Origin of the sequence: Prevotella sp. P2-180 (assembly GCF_002251435.1) — a bacterium.
In the GTDB taxonomy this organism is placed as follows: Bacteria; Bacteroidota; Bacteroidia; order Bacteroidales; family Bacteroidaceae; genus Prevotella.
This window is the reverse complement of sequence record NZ_NPJI01000034.1, coordinates 1-18,645: the sequence shown is the minus strand read 5'-3', so window position 1 is coordinate 18,645 and position 18,645 is coordinate 1. Positions and strand designations below refer to the sequence as shown.

The window sequence follows — 18,645 nt, the reverse complement described above, 5'->3', positions numbered from 1 at the left end:
GTTAAAACTTTTTGTGTAACTTTGCTGCACTTTTACAAACTTTTTTTGAATTTTTCATGAATATGGTAACTAAAAACATGATAAAACTCGTACATTCCTTAGAATTGAAGAAAAACAGGAAGCGCGAGAGGCTATTCGTAGCGGAAGGTCCGAAAACGGTAGGAGACATGATTCGTCATTATTCCGTCCATGCCATTTTCGCCATTGACGAGTGGAAAAGGCAACACTGTGACGACACGAAGGAAGATATCATGACCACTCTCAGATGGACAAGCAATGCGATAGGAATCATTACAGTGGACGAGGACGAGCTAAGACGTGTCAGCCTGCTTCAAAACCCGCAACAAGTGGTAGCGTTGTTACAGATTCCCGACGATGAGCAGGACGACGCAGCCAACCCCTCAAAGGAATTGTGCATCGCCCTCGACGGAGTGCAAGACCCAGGCAATCTCGGGACCATAATAAGAATAGCCGACTGGTTTGGCATTAGGCATATAGTATGCAGCCCATTGACGGCAGACGCATACAACCCTAAAACGGTACAAGCCACAATGGGCAGTCTGTCGAATGTTTGTGTGACATACCGTGACCTTGATAATTATATTTCAGGCCTGTCTCCCGACACGGCTATATACGGAACACTGCTAGACGGAGACGACATATACACTACCCCACTCAGCGACAAAGGACTCATTGTGATGGGCAACGAGGGAAATGGAATAAGCGAAAATATAAGGAAACGTGTCACACACAAACTCTTAATACCGGATTTCAATCCAGGCAAGTCGGCTGAAAGTCTCAACGTTTCGATAGCGACAGCTATTGTTTGCTCAGAGTTCAGGAGGAGAAACAATAAATGACAGAAGAAAATGACACTACAGCAATGCTAAAAATTACAAATTATTAGCAAAAGAGAAAAAAACAATATGAAAATTGAAAAATAACACATTTTATTTGGCAGTTACGAAGAAAATACCTAAATTTGCAAACAATAATCGCTTTATTGCACGAAAACAACATAAAACCAAAAAAAAATGAGACAGCTAAAGATCATTAAATCAATAACAAACCGTGAAAGTGTAGCCTTGGAAAGATATCTGCAAGAAATCAGTAAGGAAGAACTTCTTACGGTGGACGAAGAGGTGGAACTCGCACAGAAAATCCATAATGGCGACAAAAAAGCCTTGGAAAGACTGACAAGAGCCAACCTCAGGTTTGTCGTTTCGGTTGCAAAACAATACCAAAACCAAGGCCTAAGCCTTTCAGACCTAATAAACGAAGGCAACGTGGGGCTTATCAGAGCTGCAAAAAAATTTGACGAGACAAGAGGATTCAAATTCATATCATATGCCGTATGGTGGATAAGACAAAGTATTTTGCAAGCCCTCGCTGAACAAAGCAGAATCGTCAGACTTCCACTGAACCAAGTGGGGTCGATGAACAAGATAAACAAAATGTTGTCAAAATTCGAACAGGAAAACGAACGACGTCCTTCAATAGAAGAAATAGCGGAATTTATCGACTTACCTGAAGAGAAAGTTGACGACGCAATGAAAGTAAACTCCAGGCATGTATCTGTTGACGCTCCATTTTCCGACAGTGACAACAATAGTCTCATTGATGTTCTTGAAGACAAGGATGCACCTACTGTAGACAGTGATCTCGTGACGGAATCGCTCAGAAAAGAAATCCAAAAGGCGCTCTGTCTCCTAAATGACAGAGAGAGGGAAATAGTGGAGGCTTCTTACGGCATAGGAAGAACGGAAATGACACTGGAAGAAATAGGTGCCAAATACAACCTTTCACGCGAGCGTGTCCGTCAAATTAAAGAGAAGGCCATAAGGAGACTTAGAAACACGACGAACAGTAAATTATTGAAATCATTTTTAGGATAAATAATACAACATAACAATGAAAAGTTTTATTTCTTCGGTAGTATTACTTCTCACATTATTCGGAGCATCTACCATGAAAACAGAGGCAAAAGCAAAGAAAACTCCGAAAGTATACATTTTCGGTTTTTCTGCTTCTTTTAAGAATCCGGTTATCTATTTTACCGACATTCAGGTACTTGACAGTGCATGGATAGACAGCAAGACAAAATTCTTGTTGGAACGCGATTCTTACTCGGCACAATTGAAAGACTACCTTACTAACACTACCAGCGACCCGCATCGCACATGTATGGTGGTTTTTTCAACTGACAAGGCAAAGGCTGAGAAAAAGTATATGAAGTTAAAAAACAATTATACAGTGAAAGCTAACGCCAAAGACGGATACGATGTAAAGTATCTCTCAGACAAGGACTTCAAGTTTTCCTTAATTGACATTAGTGAGGAAGTGTCAGAAGAACAATAAACGAAAAAACGACGGGTTGACCGGTTGTCAACTCGTCGTTTTGTTTTCTGCCTTCTTTTTAGCAATCATTTCCTTTATTTCCTTACTAAGATGACTGCCGTGGCTCATATACCGGGCCTTTCGTTGTTCATATTCCTCCCGATGCTTTTCAAGAAAATTATCCGCCATAAAAACAATGTGCCTACCTGTTGAATTTGTTGTAAATGACACTTATCCTGACTGGCTGATGAGTGTTTTTTGAACCTCCCACCAATCGTGCAGAAGTAAGTTCCATGGCATTTGACACATTAGTGTAGGAAGCCGTCGAACTGTTTATCGATACAGAAACAGGGATGAGCACCACCTTATTCCATTCTGTAGATTTTCCCCGCTTTGCCCACATGTCGTTCACCAATGAGGAAATATTGTTGAAAGTGTATGTATTACTGCTTGAGTTAAAGGAAGCGACATACGAAGTCATATTGTCCGGCAGGTTTCTTTTTTCAAAGAATGTGAACATACTGTCTCGTGGTACCATAAGCAGATACTTAGGTGTAGAATATTCGCTCTTTTGGTCATTGTTATAGCGTGTGAAGACAATCTTTGCAGAGCTGATGGTATCGTTCTCATGATTCAGCTTAATGTCTTCCACCGGCAAGGTGACCTCAGTGTATATACCGGCAGGACTCTTTATATATGTACAACTATTATCAGAAGCAAGCAATTTCATTCTCTCCTTGTCGTTTACGATATTTGTTGTCTGCATTACCTCTTCTGTACCACCTATGCGCAAGCCACTTTTGACAATGGAGTCGTTGCTGTATGCCTTGAAATGAAACTGCAGTGCAGTGATGAGCACCTCACCCATTGTACCCACTCCACTTGTAGACTTTACATAGAATCCCGGGAACACATTATTCACGAAGTTATAAGAGTTCTTGTAGTTATCCTTGTTTTCGTAATACTTTCTCAACAGATACGTACCGAAGTTGTTGTATTCCACACCATTCTTGTCAACATACTTGTCGTTAAGAGGTATGGATACGGCACGAAGCGAATCAGACGCTATGAGTCCCTGGAAAGTATACATCTTGTTTTTCACGATGGCATTGGTTCCTGTACGCACATATCCGCTTTTCTCCGGGTCGAAATTGGAATAGTAGTCTCTTCCCTCTTTTACTGGTTTTTCCAACTCCATTGCGGTAAGTTTCATTGGGTTGAGAGTGTCACCAACCAAAGAATTGAAATAGATGTTAAAGAAACAAGAGTCGGCAATGATGTTGTTGTTTGCATCCCTGCTGACAATACTGTCAGCCTCAGGCAACAATTTCATATCCACGAGTAGTTCTCCTACACCGAATTGTGTAGAAAAATTGCTTGTCACATATGTATTTGTTTCCGGGTCCTTTACGTGCCCTAAATACGAATATGAACTACGGGAGAGTACAGAGTCTACCGTAATTGATCGAGTGGAGACGTTAAAAGTATCTGTAATGATAGTAAACTTGTCCACCTCATTTGAAAGAGAGTTACCCAGTGTGTCGGTATTGTCATCACAAGATGTCATGGCTAAAAAAGCCATGACAATAATTGTAATCCATTTGTTTTTCATCTTGTATAATTTATGTGTGTTTATTATCCCACAGACCTTACGAAAGCAGTGTATCGTAAAAATCAGCATATGCCTGTCCGAAGTTTTCACCAGGATAAGCCAAGTGAGGCTTTCCGCTCTCAGCAATAAACTTTACCATATCCTGGCTGACGTCAGGTGTAGCCTCGACGACTGCATCAGAATATTCAATTGCCATTTTCGCAAGATCGGAATAGGTGAAGTCATCCGGATAGCCAGCGATGAGTTCTGGAGTGGCCGAACGGAAAGACAGACAGTCGCGGAAGTCGTCGCACACAACACCCTCAAGTTGGTTTCCGAAAATGGAAGTGACAACCTTTGTGTTTGCAAACGACGGTTCGTCGCAATATGCAGTCTTTACGTATATTGGAATAATGTGCGACATCCATCCTTGACAATGTATGATATCAGGAATCCACCTCAGTTTCTTTACTGTCTCAAGAACTCCACGCGCAAAGAACACAGCCCTTTCACCATTGTCTTCATAAGGGACATTATTCTCGTCTAGCCCCATAAGACGTTTGGTGAAATAGTCGTCGTTGTCTATGAAATAGACCTGTGTTCTGCAAGCAGGCATTGAAGCCACCTTGATAACGAGCGGATGGTCAGTTTCGTTAATAATAAGATTCATCCCCGAGAGTCTGATCACCTCATGCAGTTGTCCCCTTCTCTCGTTGATGTTTCCCCACTTTGGCATAAAGGTTCTGATTTCAAACCCTTTTTCGAATACCCTTTGCGGAGCAAGTCGACCCATGGCCGACATCTCGCTTTCAGGAACGTATGGTGATATTTCCTGGTTGATGAATAATATTTTTTTTGCCATATTCATTGATTTAACGTTGCAAAGTTACTACTTTTTTTGCGAAAACTGAAAAAAAACTATCGTTTTTACTAAAAAATACAGTCTTTTTTGTATATTTTAGGTTTATTATTTCGATATTTGACAAAAAAGTTGTTATTTTGCACCCGTTTTCAATAAACGTTGACTAAAGTATAACATAAATGATTGTATTTAATAAAATAACAGAACTGCAAAATGTTCTGTTTGACGAACGCAAAGCTGGCCACAACGTGGGACTCGTTCCTACCATGGGTGCTTTGCATGAAGGACACGCCTCGCTTGTGAGAAGAAGCGTTGCGGAGAATGATGTAACTGTGGTTTCGGTTTTTGTCAATCCAACACAGTTCAACGACAAGAACGACTTGAAAAACTACCCCCGCACCCTTGAAGCCGACTGCAAACTTTTGGAGGACTGCGGAGCCGATTATGTGTTTGCGCCTTCGGTTGAGGAAATGTACCCTACGCCCGACAACAGGCATTTTGAATATCCTCCAGTGTCTACCGTGATGGAAGGTGCTCACCGTCCAGGACATTTCAATGGAGTTTGCCAGGTGGTAAGCAGATTGTTTTACATTGTAAAACCGGACAAGGCATATTTTGGAGAAAAAGACTGGCAACAGATAGCAGTCATAAAAGCTATGGTGAAGCATCTTTGTCTGGACGTAGAGATTGTAGAATGCGAGATTGTCAGAGACAACGACGGACTTGCGCGCTCAAGCCGCAACACTCTTCTCTCAAAAGACGAAAGAGCCATTGCGCCAAATATCTACAAAGCACTGAAAGACAGTGTTTCATATTCAAAAAAACATACTGTTAAGGAGACACACGACAAGGTGGTTGGCGAGATAAACAGTATTGAAGGTCTCGAAGTGGAGTATTTCTCCATAGTCGACGGCAACACATTGCTTGACATTGACTCCTGGAGCGACACTGACCATGCCGTTGGATGCATTACAGTATATTGCGGAAAAACCCCGATAAGACTTATCGATCATATAAAGTACTGTTAAGACATGATGATAGAAGTGTTAAAATCAAAGCTTCACTGCGTGACAGTGACAGAAGCCAATCTCAACTATATGGGCAGCATCACCATTGACGAAGACTTGATGGATGCCGCCAACATGATAGCCGGAGAGAAAGTACAAATTGTGGACAACAACAATGGTGAGCGTTTTGAGACATACATCATAAAAGGCGAACGGGGCAGTGGATGCATTTGCCTCAACGGAGCTGCCGCAAGAAAGGTTCAAGTAGGCGACGTTTGCATAATCATTTCATACGCACTTATGGACTTTGAAGAAGCAAAGACTTTTAAGCCGTCTGTTGTATTTCCTGAGAACAACAAGATTGTATAACAACCCCTCTTTTCTTTATGGAACAATTGCTTAAGTACTTTCCCAATCTAAGCGAAAGCCAGATAAGACAGTTCTCAATGCTTAACGAACTCTATCGCGACTGGAACTCAAAAATAAACGTCATCTCCAGAAAAGATATCGACAATCTGTATGAGCACCATGTGCTACACTCGCTTGCAATAGCAAAAGCACTGAATTTCAAGCCAGCAACCAAGATTCTCGATTTTGGTACTGGAGGCGGCTTTCCTGGCATACCCCTCGCCATCATGTTTCCGGAATGTACGTTTAAGCTTATCGACGGAACAGGGAAGAAGATTAAGGTGGCCACGGAAGTCGCACAGGCCATCGGACTGAAGAATTGTTTCCCGACTCATCTGCGTGGAGAAGAGGAGAAAGGCAAATACGACTTTGTGGTAAGCAGGGCGGTAATGCCCCTACCCGACCTTGTAAAGATAGTAAGGAAGAACATCTCGCCCAAAGGTGTCAACGCACTGCCTAACGGCATTATTTGCCTGAAGGGAGGCGACCTGCAGAGTGAGGTCTCAAAATACAGAAACATTGTCGAAACAACAGAAATCACCAATTGGTTCGAAGAGCCTTGGTTCAAAGACAAGTATGTAATATACCTTCCATACTGATGACATTCAAAACTTATATAATATGAAAATTGAGCGATTTGTCGTTAATCCATTTCAAGAGAATACATACATCGTCAGCGACGAGACCAAACAAGGTGTAATAATCGACTGTGGCGCTTTTTATACAGAAGAGCGGAAAGCTATAATGGACTATATCAAAGAAAACGATATCACCATTAAGCATCTCATTGCCACACATGCCCACATTGACCATTGTTTTGGCAACAATACGATTTACGATGAATTAGGAGTGAAACCTGAAGTATTCAAAGACGATGAATACCTCATGGCTAAACTGGAAAAGCAAGCGTTGGACTTTTGCAACTACCATTTGGGATACGACATGCCGCCCGTAGGAAAGTATCTCGACGAGACCGACGTAATAGAATTCGGCACCCACCGATTCTCCGTCATCCCCACACCAGGCCACACACCCGGTTCTGTATTCTTCTATTGCGAGGAAGAAAACATTGCCTTTTCGGGCGACACGCTTTTCAAGATGAGCATAGGCAGGACAGACTTCGAGAAAGGTAGCTACAAAGATATAATGAATAGCTTACAGAAGCTGAAGGAATGTCTTCCACCCGACACTATTGTTCTTCCTGGACATGGCCCCAAAACAACGATAGGACAAGAAATAAGCAGCAATCCTTATATGAGATAAGGAACAAATAATTAAAAAAACAAAAAAACAACCCACACCGTGAGTAACAATCGTTACATGCAGTGTGGGTTTTAAAAGTTGACTAATCTCACGATCTGTTACTTTTTAGTTAACCTTAATAATCTAATACCATGAAAAACACTTTGCAAATATACGAATTATTACCGTACCATGCAAATATCAATTATAAAAATTACAATATTTTTACAATTAAAGGTTAATTTTTAATTTCATTAACTCTACTTTTCCTTCTATCATCTGTTTTTCTTCTTTAGTGAGTCCATTGATAGATGGTTGTAACAATATTGCATTTTCATCTTCTACCAGGTTTCCAACTACAAAGATTCTATTCTTAGCATCTTCAATTATGCGCCATTCTTTATCAGTAGTGTACTGATTTTTGCCCACTAATTGTTTTACGTATCCATTTAGCAGATGTGGCTTTTTGATTACATTCCACGACGAAGAATACATCGAAAGCATAGACAACTGTGGGGCGTGGCCATATGTTGTCAGCACATCGACGACATAACTGGAAGAGTCAGGCAGACATTGGTCTGTTTTCCTGATTCTCATTTCCACAACCACATCGTCAGCTAATTTAATTTTGAGATGTTTGTTTGTCAACGAAACCATCTCACATTTTTCGTCAAACTTGTTTGTGACTTCAGCCTTCATATTCATCTCGGCAAAGTCAATCATGTCAAGACAATTATTCTTGGAGAGATAAGGAATAACGGAATCGGGCATTGCAGCAAACACATCCCTTATCTTCATATCCCCTACTTTTGTAGAGTCCATACCATTAGCGTTGGCACATGATGGAACACAAGTAAGCAATACGAGAATCGCACGAGTTATACTAAACTTAAGACACACAGAAAAACCTTTCATTTATACAAAATAAAAAAAAAACTATCTTCGTTTGGCCAAGTTAGCCATCATCACAGCCGAAAGCGCGGCGGTTTCTGTCCTCAACCGACAGTCTCCTAACGATATAGACTTGAATCCCGCCTGGATAGCTTTGTTCACTTCTTCCATGGAGAAATCGCCTTCCGGCCCTATCAAGACGGTCACCTCTTCATCCTTATCGATAGACATGAGATCATTGAAGAAGTCTGTTCTTTCAACCTCCTCATAGCAATGTGCAATATATTTTGCTCCATTACATGGTCGCGATATAAACATGTCGAACGACTCTATCTCATCAATTATCGGTTTTTCGGCCTTTCTGCTTTGTTTCATGGCAGCGACAACGATTTTTTCAAGCCGTTTTGTTTTCACCACCCTTCTTTCCGAATTGTCACAGTTAAGGAACGAAACTCTGTCGAATCCGATTTCAGTAGCCTTTTCCACCATCCATTCCATCCGTTCCATCATTTTCGTTGGCGATACAACCAATCGTATGTTGCCACGCCAAGGTTTCGTCTGTGGCATAGTACGCAGAATTTTGTACAGACATCGCCTTGTGGCAGCCAAGGTAATTTCCGCTTCATAGAAATTGCCACAGCCATCGGTAATCATCATTGTGTCGCCCGACTTAAGTCGTAACACACGTAAGGCATGCATAGCTTCCTCTTCAGGCATCTCGTCCCGGCTAGTAGCATCAGGAACGTAGAAAAATCTGATTTCTTTCATATATTAAAGCAGTTATTTGTTAGGATCTACAGGTTTGAAAACCAATGCAAAAGATATTGCAACAAACAATGAGTAGGCTGCGAAGACAAACCAGCATGTGGACCAGTCGCCTACGATGAATGAATTGTCGCCAAAACTCTCTGTCGTGGTATATTGGTTTACCACCCATTGTGCCGCCAATGTACCTATTGTCGCTCCTATTCCATTAGTCACCAACATAAACAGTCCTTGTGCGCTGGAACGGATATTTGTGTCAGTATTCATGTCAACGAAGAATGCGCCACTAATGTTGAAGAAATCAAAGGCCACGCCATATACAAGCATTGAAAGTACAAACATCCACACACCATCCCCAGGGTTGCCAAGCGCGAAAAGCCCGAATCTCAGCACCCATGCCATCATAGCTATCAGCATCACATTCTTAATACCGAATCTCTTCATGAAGAAAGGAATAAGCAGTATGCAGCATGCTTCGCTTATCTGGGACAGCGACAACAAAATGTTGGTATGTCTTACACCAAATGTATCGGCATATTCAGGCATCGACGCAAAGCTGGCAATGAAAGGATTGGCAAAACCATTGGTAATCTGAAGACTCACACCAAGCATCATCGAGAAAAGGAAGAACAATGCCATCTTCTTCTGTTTAAACAACGAGAAAGCCTTCAGTCCGAATGCTTCAGCAAACGAATTTTTTCCCTTGCCGCTACTAACCTCACACTTTGGCAGGGTGAAGCTATAGAGGAAAAGTATGATTCCCAATACTCCGGAAGTCATGAACTGCATCTGGCTGGCTTCAAAATCCATGATGTCTACAAACCACATGGCTATGATAAAGCCAACAGTACCGAAAACCCTAATTGGCGGGAAGTCCTTTACCATGTCCATACCGGCTTTTTGCAATGCGTTGAAAGCTACGGAATTAGACAATGCCAATGTGGGCATATAGAAAGCGACAGACAAAGAATATAATGAAAAGACAATAGATGTATCTATCGCCTGCGCGTTAGTCATGCAATACCAAGCCAAGGCAACCATCAGTCCGCCTGCCATGAGATGGCAATAGCCGAGCATCTTCTGTGCCTGGACCCATCTGTCAGCCACTATGCCGATAATGGCCGGCATAAACAACGACACGATTCCCTGTATGGAATAGAAGAAACCGATGTTTGCTCCTAATCCTATTTCGCCGAGATACCTTCCCATCGAAGTGAGATATGCTCCCCATACTGCGAACTCAAGGAAGTTCATTGCAGTTAAACGTACTTTCAGATTCATATTATTGTGTTTTTAATTAGTCAATAAAGCACCTTGGTAGTATGCGCGGGCTTTTCCGTACTCGTCAGCGACGATACTGACTTCACCCGGCAACCATTCCGTCTGTGGCTCCTCGCCGTGAAGCTCCCTCACCGTATACACCAGTCCGTCTACAATTTCCACCACTCCCATCCTGACTGCCTTCTTGTCGACGACCACTCTGTGTGCAGCAACTTTTCTCATCCTCAGTTGTCGTTAACCTTTCTGATTTTCAAGTCCGCATTGTCCATTCCACTTGGTCTCTTAGGCAAATTACCTTCAAGTTTTGATATGGAGTCAGGAGCTTTGGCCGGTATGTTCGGACGTTTTAGTTCTGTGGAGTCCCTTTTTGGAGCAGACTCTTTGTCCTTTGGTTTTCTCATTCTCAACATCTGGATGTTTTTGAGAAACATCAGTTTGAGAGTAGAAGACTCATCACGTCCTTTATCAAGGTACACGAATCCTCTGAAATCCCTTACGGCATGTTCGTTGTTAGGCAACACCCTCATTTGTGTGTAGCCAGACGACATCACATTTTGGCTATATGAAGCCACACTGTCGTTGTCGTATCTTACGGCAAGATACAATACCGCATCCTTCGAACCGCTTTGGTATATGAAGTTTGTGTCAAACGACAAAAGGTAGGTGTCACCCTTACGGAACGAAGTGTCGGCCTTCACTTCGAAGTCAAACCTGTTGTAAGGCACTGACGGGACAAGCATGAAGGCCTTTTTGTCTCTCCATATATCGGCCGTGTCTATGCTTGAGATGAAACGACGTCTTTGTGAGCTGGCGGCAGTTCCCTCTGCCTCTGCATTTATTCTGTCTTCAAGTCTTGCATATATCTTTCTCAGGTAGTCAGCCCTTCTGTAGTAGTAAACCATGGAAGAGTCGAACTGAGCCTCGGTAAGGTCATGCTTTTTCAATACTGCCAGGAAATATGTACGTCGGTTATATTCCATCCTGCCGTCCTTGGCATCCATGTTGGCCATTGCCTGTGACATATAATAGTCATAGAGCACATCTTCCATCTCGTCGGGTGAGATATATTTGCTTGGAACTGTAGGTTTACAGCCTACGGCAACAATTGCGGCAATAGTAAAAAAGAAGACCTTTACCTGTCTGATAGTCATTTCACGCTTACTTTTGTTCTTTCTTTTCTTCCTTATTTTCACGATCTTCAATACCGAAAATCCTCGACAAAGAAAGCTCTGAGCATTCCTTTCTGTAAAACAGCAGCAACAATGCCACAGCCACACTTATCGACGAGTCGGCAATATTGAACACCGGACTGAAGAACACATACGGTTCTCCTCCGTAAAAGGGCACCCAGTCTGGCAATACCGTGTCGATGATTGGAAAATAAAGCATGTCAACCACCTTTCCATACAAAAAGGAAGAATAGCCGTCGCCCGGTTCCACGAATGTGGATACTGTATATGGAGTAGATGCGTCAAACACTACCCCATAAAACATTCCATCGATCATATTTCCCACGGCTCCGGCCACAATCATCACGAGACATACTATATATCCCCATCTCGAATTGTTTCTCAATTCACGCAAGACATACTGTACGAGTATGGCGATTAGCACAAACCTCATGAGTGAGAGCAGCAGTTTGCTTCCGAGCTCCATACCGTATGCCATTCCATTGTTTTCAATAAACATTATCTTGAACCATGAGAATATCTCTATACTCTCGTGAAGTGTCATGTTAGTCTTTACGAGAATTTTCGACACTTGGTCTACAATAAGTATTGACAACAAAATAATCAGGGAGTTTCTGGCCCTTGACTTTGTTATTGGATTCATTTGCGTTTCTGCTTTGACTCAACACTCAGGGTGGCGTGAGGCACTGCCCTCAGCCGTTCCTTTGGTATGAGCTTACCTGTTATACGGTCAATGCCATAAGTTTTGTTCTTAATGCGTATCATTGCCGCTTCCAGACCTTGTATAAACTTTTGTTGGCGGCTGGCAAGCTGTATGAGCTCCTCCTTTGACTGCGTGGCACTGCCTTCTTCGAGCACCTTATATGTAGGCGATGTGTCGTCAACATCATTGCCGTTTTTGTTCATAAGGGTGTTCATCATTTCATCATAGTCGCGCTTGGCGAGTCTTAGCTTCTCTTCAATGATGGCCTTAAACTCTTCGAGTTCTTGGTCGCTATAACGTGTCTTTTCTTCCATATCTGAATATATTTTGAGGTTCGGGAATCATCAGATTAACACTTCTCAATGCTTATGTTTACCTTTACCACGTCGAGGTCAACCTCCTGTCCGTCGTTGGCAGCCAGTGAGATTGAGTCTGCAAGCACCTGGGTCTTGATATAGTCGCCAAAGCTCTCCACTGCCTTCTTCACTGGTTCAGCATCGCTCACGGTCACCTTTATGCGGTCTGTTATTTCCAGTCCTCCATCCTTTCGCAAGTTCTGAATTCTGTTAATGAGTTCGCGGGCCATACCCTCGTTACAGAGTTCGTCTGTAAGTTCCACTTCCATGGCCACAGTCAAGTTTCCTTCATTGCTTACAAGCCATCCTGGTATATCCTCGCTGATGATGTCAACGTCAGCAGCTTCCACCTTTACGGCATTTCCCTCAATGTCGAGGTTGATAAATCCGTTTTGCTCAAGTTCGGCAATCTGCTCTTGCTCCAATGTAGTCATGGCAGCTGCAATAGCCTTCATCATCTTGCCAAACTTCTTACCCATGGTCCTAAAGTTACACTTTACCTTTTTAACAAGAATTCCCTGACCTTCAACGAATTTAAGTTCCTTTATATTCACCTCGTTCATCACCAGGTCCTTTACAGCCTCTATATGTTTACGCTGTGTGTCGTCAACGGCAGGAATCATTATGGCCTGAAGCGGTTGGCGCACTTTGATGTTTACCTTACGACGAAGTGCAAGTGCCATTGAAGTGATTTTCTGTGCCATTGCCATTCTGTCTTCAAGGTCTTTATCCACCATCTCTTCATTGGCCTTCGGGAATGTTGCCAGGTGAACGGAGCATACGTTATCCCTGCCTGTTGCCTTGGTGAGGTCAAGGTAGAGCTGGTCGGCATAGAACGGAGCGAATGGAGCCAGCAACTTGGCAACGGTCTCAAGGCATATATACAAAGTCTGGTAAGCCGAGAGTTTGTCGGTGCTCATCTCCTTACCCCAGAAGCGTTTGCGGTTCAGTCTGACATACCAGTTGCTGAGGTCGTCGTTTACGAAATTCTCTATCAGTCGTCCGGCACGGGTTGGGTCGTAGTTGTCCATTTCTCGCTCCACACCCTTTATCAGCGAATGCAACACGGAAAGTATCCATCGGTCAATCTCCGGGCGTTCTGCCATTGGCACGTCTGGTTGCGAATAGTCAAAACCGTCGACGTTGGCATAGAGGCTGAAGAACGAATAGGTATTGTATAATGTGCCGAAGAACTTGCGTCTCACTTCGTCCACACCTTCCTGGTCATACTTCAGGTTGTCCCATGGCTCAGAGTTGGTCATCATGTAGAAACGCACTGGGTCGGCACCGTATTTCTCTATTTGTTCGAAAGGATTGACCACATTTCCCTTGTGTTTCGACATCTTGTCTCCTTTGGCGTCCAATACAAGTCCAGACGAAATGACGTTCTTGAAAGCCACGGAGTCGAACACCATGGTGGCTATGGCATGGAGAGTGAAGAACCATCCACGTGTCTGGTCTACTCCCTCGTTGATGAAATCTGCCGGATATGCTATTCCCTTGTCTATCAATTCACTGTTTTCGAAAGGATAGTGTATTTGTGCGTAAGGCATAGAGCCTGAGTCAAACCATACGTCAATGAGGTCAGACTCACGTTTCATTACCTTGCCAGACTCGCTCACGAGGAAGATATTGTCTACATACGGACGGTGGAGGTCTATCCTGTCGTAGTTTTCCTGGGAATAGTCGCCAGGCACGAATCCGTTGTCCTTCAGCGGGTTGCTTGTCATCACACCGGCAGCCACTGCCTTTTCTATTTCGTCATACAGCTGCTGCATGCTTCCGATGCAAATCTCCAGTCCGTCCTCGTCGCGCCATATTGGAAGAGGTGTGCCCCAATATCTTGAGCGTGAAAGGTTCCAGTCGTTGAGGTTGTCAAGCCAGTTGCCGAATCGTCCTGTACCGGTAGATTCCGGCTGCCAGTTGATGGTCTTGTTAAGTTCCGACATGCGTTCTTTCTTTGCAGTGGAACGAATGAACCAAGAGTCGAGCGGATAGTAGAGCACAGGCTTGTCTGTACGCCAGCAGTGAGGATAGTTGTGTACATGCTTTTCAATCTTCAGTGCAGTGCCCTCCTGCTTCATCTCCATACATATCTCGATATTCAGGTCTTCAGCCTTTGCCGCAGCCGCCTCGTCATATTTTCCGTCCTTGTTGAATTCCGGCTTATATGCGTTTTTCACGTAGTCGCCTTCATGTTTTGCATAAGCGTCACGATCCACACATTTTCCCACAAAATTCACGTCAAGTTCATCCATGAGGTAGTATTTTCCCTGAAGGTCTACCATCGGTCGGGTCTCACCTTTCTTATTTATAAGGAAGAGAGACGGTATTTCGGCATCTTTCGCCACCTTGGCGTCATCGGCGCCGAACGTCGGGGCGATATGAACGATACCTGTTCCGTCGTCAGTTGTGACATAGTCTCCGGGTATTACCCTGAAAGCCTTGCCTTCCATTTCAACGAACCTGTCCTTACCGTTTTCCCCGTCAAACACCTTCTCCGGATGCTCTTCAGCGTATTTCTTGATATAGTCAGCGGCGAGGCTGTCGAGTTTCATGCAAGGTTTCACCCATGGCATAAGCTGCCTGTAGCCCATACCTACGAGTTCCTCACCCTTGTATCTGGCCACTACCTGATATGGAATCACCTTGTCTCCATGTTTGTAATCCTCCAAAGGCAGTTCGGCACCTTCTGGCTTGAGATATGCAGCAAGCCTGTCCTCTGCCACGATAATCATAATCTTCTCGTCGGTATACGGGTTGAAGGTTTTTACCACACAATAGGTATATGAAGGTCCCACACAGAGTGCGGTGTTTGAAGGCAGTGTCCATGGCGTTGTGGTCCATGCGGCAAAGTAAGCCTTACCCCACTCTCCCCACTCTGCCTTAGGTTCGGTCAGCTCAAACAGGGCTGTGGCGGTAGTGTCCTTCACGTCGCGGTAGCATCCGGGCTGGTTGAGCTCGTGAGACGAGAGTCCGGTGCCTGCGCCGGGAGAATAAGGCTGAATGGTATATCCCTTATAGAGCAGTCCCTTGTCGTAAAGTTGCTTGAGCAGCCACCAAAGGGTCTCGATATATTTGTTGTCGTATGTGATGTAGGGGTTGTCAAGGTCAACGAAATAGCCCATTTCCTCGGTGAGCTGTCTCCACTCGGCAGTGAATTTCATCACGTTCTCCCTGCATTTTTTGTTATAGTCCTCTACGGAGATATATTTTTTTGAGTCGCGATTGTCGATGTCGGCCTTTGTGATACCGAGTTCCTTTTCGACGCCAAGCTCTACAGGAAGTCCGTGTGTGTCCCATCCGGCCTTTCTTTTCACCTGGAATCCTTTCATTGTCTTATACCTGTTGAAAGTATCCTTTATGGCACGGGCGAGCACATGGTGGATACCGGGATGTCCGTTAGCCGAAGGCGGTCCTTCGAAGAACACGAACTGCGGGCATCCCTCTCGCTCGTCTATTGTCTTATGAAACACGTCATTATCATTCCATTGCTCAAGTATTTGTTTATTCACTTGAGTCAAGTTCAATCCATTATGTTCGGCAAATTTCTTGGCCATTGTTTTTATCTTGTTTAATTATTCTGTTTATTTTTAGGCCGCAAAGATACAAAAAATATCTGAAATCGCAAAATAATATAATACTTTTTAAGTTTTACTTATCTTTCAAGTACCTGTTCAGCCAATTTCAATTTTCAACTTCCACATTTCCCCGAAGTCCTTCACACCGTCTGGCAGCACATGTCCTTGCAAATCCGGGAAATGACGTTTTAGGGTTTTGAAGAGTTCCATGCCAGGTCGGTCATTGTCTGGAGCCATGTGCAGCGACACCCCTTTTTGCAGGCCGTCGCCCAGCAGTCTTAAGTCGCCCGTTGTAAGACTTGTCGCCGACGGAATCGCCACCGCCTTTCTTCCCGCCGACATCATCGCCCAGCAGTCCGACGGCCCTTCCGTAATCCATAGTTCGTCGCCCTTCTTCAGCGTCGCAATCACCTGTTTGTTATACATGCCCGCCTGCGAGCCGTGCGGAAATTTGAATCTTGGCTTTTTCTCCTTTCCCAGATACCTTCCCTGCACAGTCAGCAGCTTCCCGTCCACATCCCTGTATGGAATAAGCAGCGACGGCGCGTCGTAAAAAGCCTTTCCCCACCGCCAGCAAGGCGTGTCAGATGAAACGCTCGACAGTCCACACCACTCCACTACCCTACTGTCAATCCTCCTTTCGTCAAACAGGAATCTTGCCGCATCTTCGTTTATGCACACATTTTTCATCAACACCTCAAGATATTCAATATCCACCGCCTCCTCCCTACTCTCCTTTTTTTCATAAGCATTGTCCTTCGCCGTATTCACCTCCTTGTTACCTATCCAGTTTATTGCTTCCTTAAATTCCATATTATTATACCTCATCACAAGGTCTATCACATTACCCGACGCACCGCAAGCGAAGCACTTGTATCTGTTTTTCTTCAGGTCGAAGTGCAGACTTGGGTTTTTGTCGTTGTGGAAGGGACAGAGCGCCATGTGGCGCACTATCCCAATTCCCAGGTTTTCTGCAACCTCCTCAATAGGAGTAGCCCTGATTTCATCCAAATCAATCTTATTCATAACCGTTTACATTTACTTTCTCAACTATCGGAATCACTCAATTTTCATAAGTGAAGGAAGTTGAATCAGGAATATTTCTTCTTCTGATACATTCCTCCGTTTTCCTTTATCAGTCCCTGGTTTCTCCAGTTCCTCAGCATGCTGCGCACCTTCGACTCAGCCGGGTCCTCCCCGGTGTTCATCTTACACTGCTGCGCAAGCTGGTCTTTCGAAAAAATATTTGGCAGACACTCGTAGATGGTGTCGTTGTTGGTGCGGTACTTTCTTTCATCACCTAACACCCGGCAGTTCTTGTCCTCGTACTTGGCCTTGATCTTGTCGCCAAAAAAGAGCATTTCCATGTCCACAATGTAGTCGGCAATGTTTTGATACACCTTGAGCATTGCAGGCGTCTGTTCGTCCACGATCAGCTCGGCTGTGATGTCAGGATTTTCCACCAGAGCCTTCTCCGCCCCCTCATATCCATGCTCGTTAATCAGCCTCTCAGCCACCTTAAACAGCATCAGGCAAACCGTCATGCGGTAGGCAATCACATTGTCGCGCAACCGGCATCGTGCAAGCACATCGTTGCCGTCTTTGGAGGCATGCTTACAAAGATTGTCCGACCACTTTATGCTCTTTTCCTCCAGCAAGGGAAGCACCATCTTGCCCCTCATCAGTCCAATCAGATGGGCCACCTCATGAATTCTGCGCTTCTCATCGTCAGTAAACGGAAGGTCGACCTTATAGAAGTCATATGTATTGTCATGCATTTTCGCAATGGCAGTTCTCGACAGCAGACCGTTGGTGAGGTCAGACATCAGTTTATACAGCGACTCCGGCTGACCGCACATTATCACCGTCCACTGCAGGCTTCTGATATGCACGTTAGCCGCCTCAAGGCTCTTTGCCTCTCGCTCATAAGTGCTTCCGTCATAGGCGAGTCTGAGCATAGTTGAAAACTCGTTTGTGCCGTTCCTTCCCCACTTTGTCAACGGTATGTCTATCTCTGGCGTAAACGAGATGGCACGCTTTCCGTCTATGTCCTCCAGTCTCTCGGCGAGGTTGGCCACGGTCGTGTTGAGCGTCTGCACCCTGAGCGGAAATCTTGGCCTGTCTTTCTGTTTCTTGGCGTTTCGGTCTCGTTTTGCCTCCATTCTCCATTTCTTTTCCTCCTCCACAATTCTCCATTTTTCCTCTACCAACTCAAAGGCCAGTTCGTTAAATATTTCGTCCATCTGGCTTTTCTTTGAAGCAGCATCTCCAATATTCACCACAATCTGGTTAAGAGGATGCACCCTGTTATGTATCTCCACCGTCACCTCCGATGCCAATGCGCTTGTAGTGCCTGTTATGGTAAACAAAGCTGGCATCAGGTTTTCCGGTCCCACATGGTCAAGGCATTCCCTCACGCCCTGACCTCGGG

General features: G+C 44.3%; 19 protein-coding genes. 7 read left to right on the top strand and 12 right to left on the bottom strand.

What is annotated here, in order from left to right:
• The first annotated feature begins 77 nt into the window (after positions 1–77).
• The 3 genes from CIK98_RS05225 to CIK98_RS05215 all read left to right on the top strand — a co-directional run bounded on the left by CIK98_RS05225 (position 78) and on the right by CIK98_RS05215 (position 2,358).
• Positions 78–860 (top strand): RNA methyltransferase, encoded by a 783-nt coding sequence (locus tag CIK98_RS05225; RefSeq protein ID WP_253249651.1) that lies wholly within the window; start codon positions 78–80, stop codon positions 858–860.
• Positions 861–1,034: 174 nt separating this feature from the next.
• Positions 1,035–1,895 (top strand): RNA polymerase sigma factor RpoD/SigA, encoded by an 861-nt coding sequence (locus CIK98_RS05220; RefSeq protein WP_094383226.1) that lies wholly within the window; start codon positions 1,035–1,037, stop codon positions 1,893–1,895.
• A gap of 16 nt (positions 1,896–1,911) precedes the next feature.
• Positions 1,912–2,358 carry a hypothetical protein gene (locus tag CIK98_RS05215; protein ID WP_141210415.1) on the top strand — a complete coding sequence of 149 codons (447 nt, stop codon included), beginning with the start codon at positions 1,912–1,914 and terminating at the stop codon, positions 2,356–2,358.
• A 181-nt stretch (positions 2,359–2,539) separates the two neighbouring features.
• On the opposite strand, the gene CIK98_RS05210 is transcribed toward CIK98_RS05215, so the two are convergent.
• Together CIK98_RS05210 and CIK98_RS05205 are read right to left on the bottom strand one after the other, a co-directional pair.
• Entirely contained in the window at positions 2,540–3,949 is a 1,410-nt protein-coding gene (locus CIK98_RS05210; RefSeq protein ID WP_253249650.1) for a DUF4270 domain-containing protein, read from the bottom strand.
• A gap of 37 nt (positions 3,950–3,986) precedes the next feature.
• The gene (locus tag CIK98_RS05205; protein WP_094383324.1) at positions 3,987–4,790 is read right to left on the bottom strand and encodes a glycogen/starch synthase; all 804 of its coding nucleotides are present in this window, start codon (positions 4,788–4,790) and stop codon (positions 3,987–3,989) included.
• A gap of 179 nt (positions 4,791–4,969) precedes the next feature.
• On the opposite strand from CIK98_RS05205, the gene panC reads away from it, so the two are divergent.
• Genes panC through CIK98_RS05185 form a run of 4 tightly spaced genes read left to right on the top strand, consistent with a single transcriptional unit; the run spans position 4,970 to position 7,468 of the window.
• Positions 4,970–5,818 (top strand): pantoate--beta-alanine ligase, encoded by an 849-nt coding sequence (gene panC, locus CIK98_RS05200; RefSeq protein ID WP_094383223.1) that lies wholly within the window; start codon positions 4,970–4,972, stop codon positions 5,816–5,818.
• 3 nt (positions 5,819–5,821) lie between these two features.
• Positions 5,822–6,166: an aspartate 1-decarboxylase gene (gene panD, locus CIK98_RS05195; RefSeq protein WP_094383222.1), complete on the top strand. Its 345-nt coding sequence runs from the start codon at positions 5,822–5,824 to the stop codon at positions 6,164–6,166.
• 17 nt (positions 6,167–6,183) lie between these two features.
• A complete protein-coding gene (rsmG, locus tag CIK98_RS05190; protein ID WP_094383221.1) occupies positions 6,184–6,804 on the top strand; it encodes a 16S rRNA (guanine(527)-N(7))-methyltransferase RsmG in 621 nt (206 codons plus the stop codon).
• A gap of 22 nt (positions 6,805–6,826) precedes the next feature.
• A complete protein-coding gene (locus CIK98_RS05185) occupies positions 6,827–7,468 on the top strand; it encodes an MBL fold metallo-hydrolase (protein ID WP_094383220.1) in 642 nt (213 codons plus the stop codon).
• 210 nt (positions 7,469–7,678) lie between these two features.
• On the opposite strand, the gene CIK98_RS05180 is transcribed toward CIK98_RS05185, so the two are convergent.
• The 10 genes from CIK98_RS05180 to CIK98_RS05135 form a co-directional block, all read right to left on the bottom strand.
• Entirely contained in the window at positions 7,679–8,245 is a 567-nt protein-coding gene (locus tag CIK98_RS05180; RefSeq protein WP_172409828.1) for a DUF3256 family protein, read from the bottom strand.
• Between the two features lie 138 nt (positions 8,246–8,383).
• Positions 8,384–9,106 (bottom strand): 16S rRNA (uracil(1498)-N(3))-methyltransferase, encoded by a 723-nt coding sequence (locus CIK98_RS05175; RefSeq protein ID WP_094383218.1) that lies wholly within the window; start codon positions 9,104–9,106, stop codon positions 8,384–8,386.
• A gap of 12 nt (positions 9,107–9,118) precedes the next feature.
• Positions 9,119–10,384, bottom strand: a complete 1,266-nt coding sequence (locus CIK98_RS05170; RefSeq protein ID WP_094383217.1) for an MFS transporter — start codon at positions 10,382–10,384, stop codon at positions 9,119–9,121.
• A gap of 12 nt (positions 10,385–10,396) precedes the next feature.
• A complete protein-coding gene (locus CIK98_RS17975) occupies positions 10,397–10,555 on the bottom strand; it encodes a hypothetical protein (RefSeq protein ID WP_172409827.1) in 159 nt (52 codons plus the stop codon).
• Positions 10,556–10,608: 53 nt separating this feature from the next.
• Positions 10,609–11,535, bottom strand: coding sequence for a DUF4296 domain-containing protein (locus CIK98_RS05160; RefSeq protein WP_141210413.1), 927 nt, complete (start codon positions 11,533–11,535; stop codon positions 10,609–10,611).
• A 7-nt stretch (positions 11,536–11,542) separates the two neighbouring features.
• Entirely contained in the window at positions 11,543–12,217 is a 675-nt protein-coding gene (locus tag CIK98_RS05155) for a lipoprotein signal peptidase (protein ID WP_094383214.1), read from the bottom strand.
• Positions 12,214–12,591, bottom strand: coding sequence for a molecular chaperone DnaK (locus CIK98_RS05150; RefSeq protein ID WP_094383213.1), 378 nt, complete (start codon positions 12,589–12,591; stop codon positions 12,214–12,216). Before CIK98_RS05150 ends, CIK98_RS05155 begins: the two co-directional genes overlap by 4 nt.
• 35 nt (positions 12,592–12,626) lie before the next feature.
• Complete coding sequence (ileS, locus tag CIK98_RS05145) at positions 12,627–16,193, bottom strand: isoleucine--tRNA ligase (protein WP_094383212.1); 3,567 nt, start codon at positions 16,191–16,193, stop codon at positions 12,627–12,629.
• Positions 16,194–16,310: 117 nt separating this feature from the next.
• The gene (locus CIK98_RS05140) at positions 16,311–17,240 is read right to left on the bottom strand and encodes a CHC2 zinc finger domain-containing protein (RefSeq protein ID WP_094383211.1); all 930 of its coding nucleotides are present in this window, start codon (positions 17,238–17,240) and stop codon (positions 16,311–16,313) included.
• Between the two features lie 65 nt (positions 17,241–17,305).
• Positions 17,306–18,645: DUF3987 domain-containing protein (locus tag CIK98_RS05135; RefSeq protein ID WP_141210412.1), on the bottom strand; the 1,340-nt coding region annotated here is incomplete at its 5' end.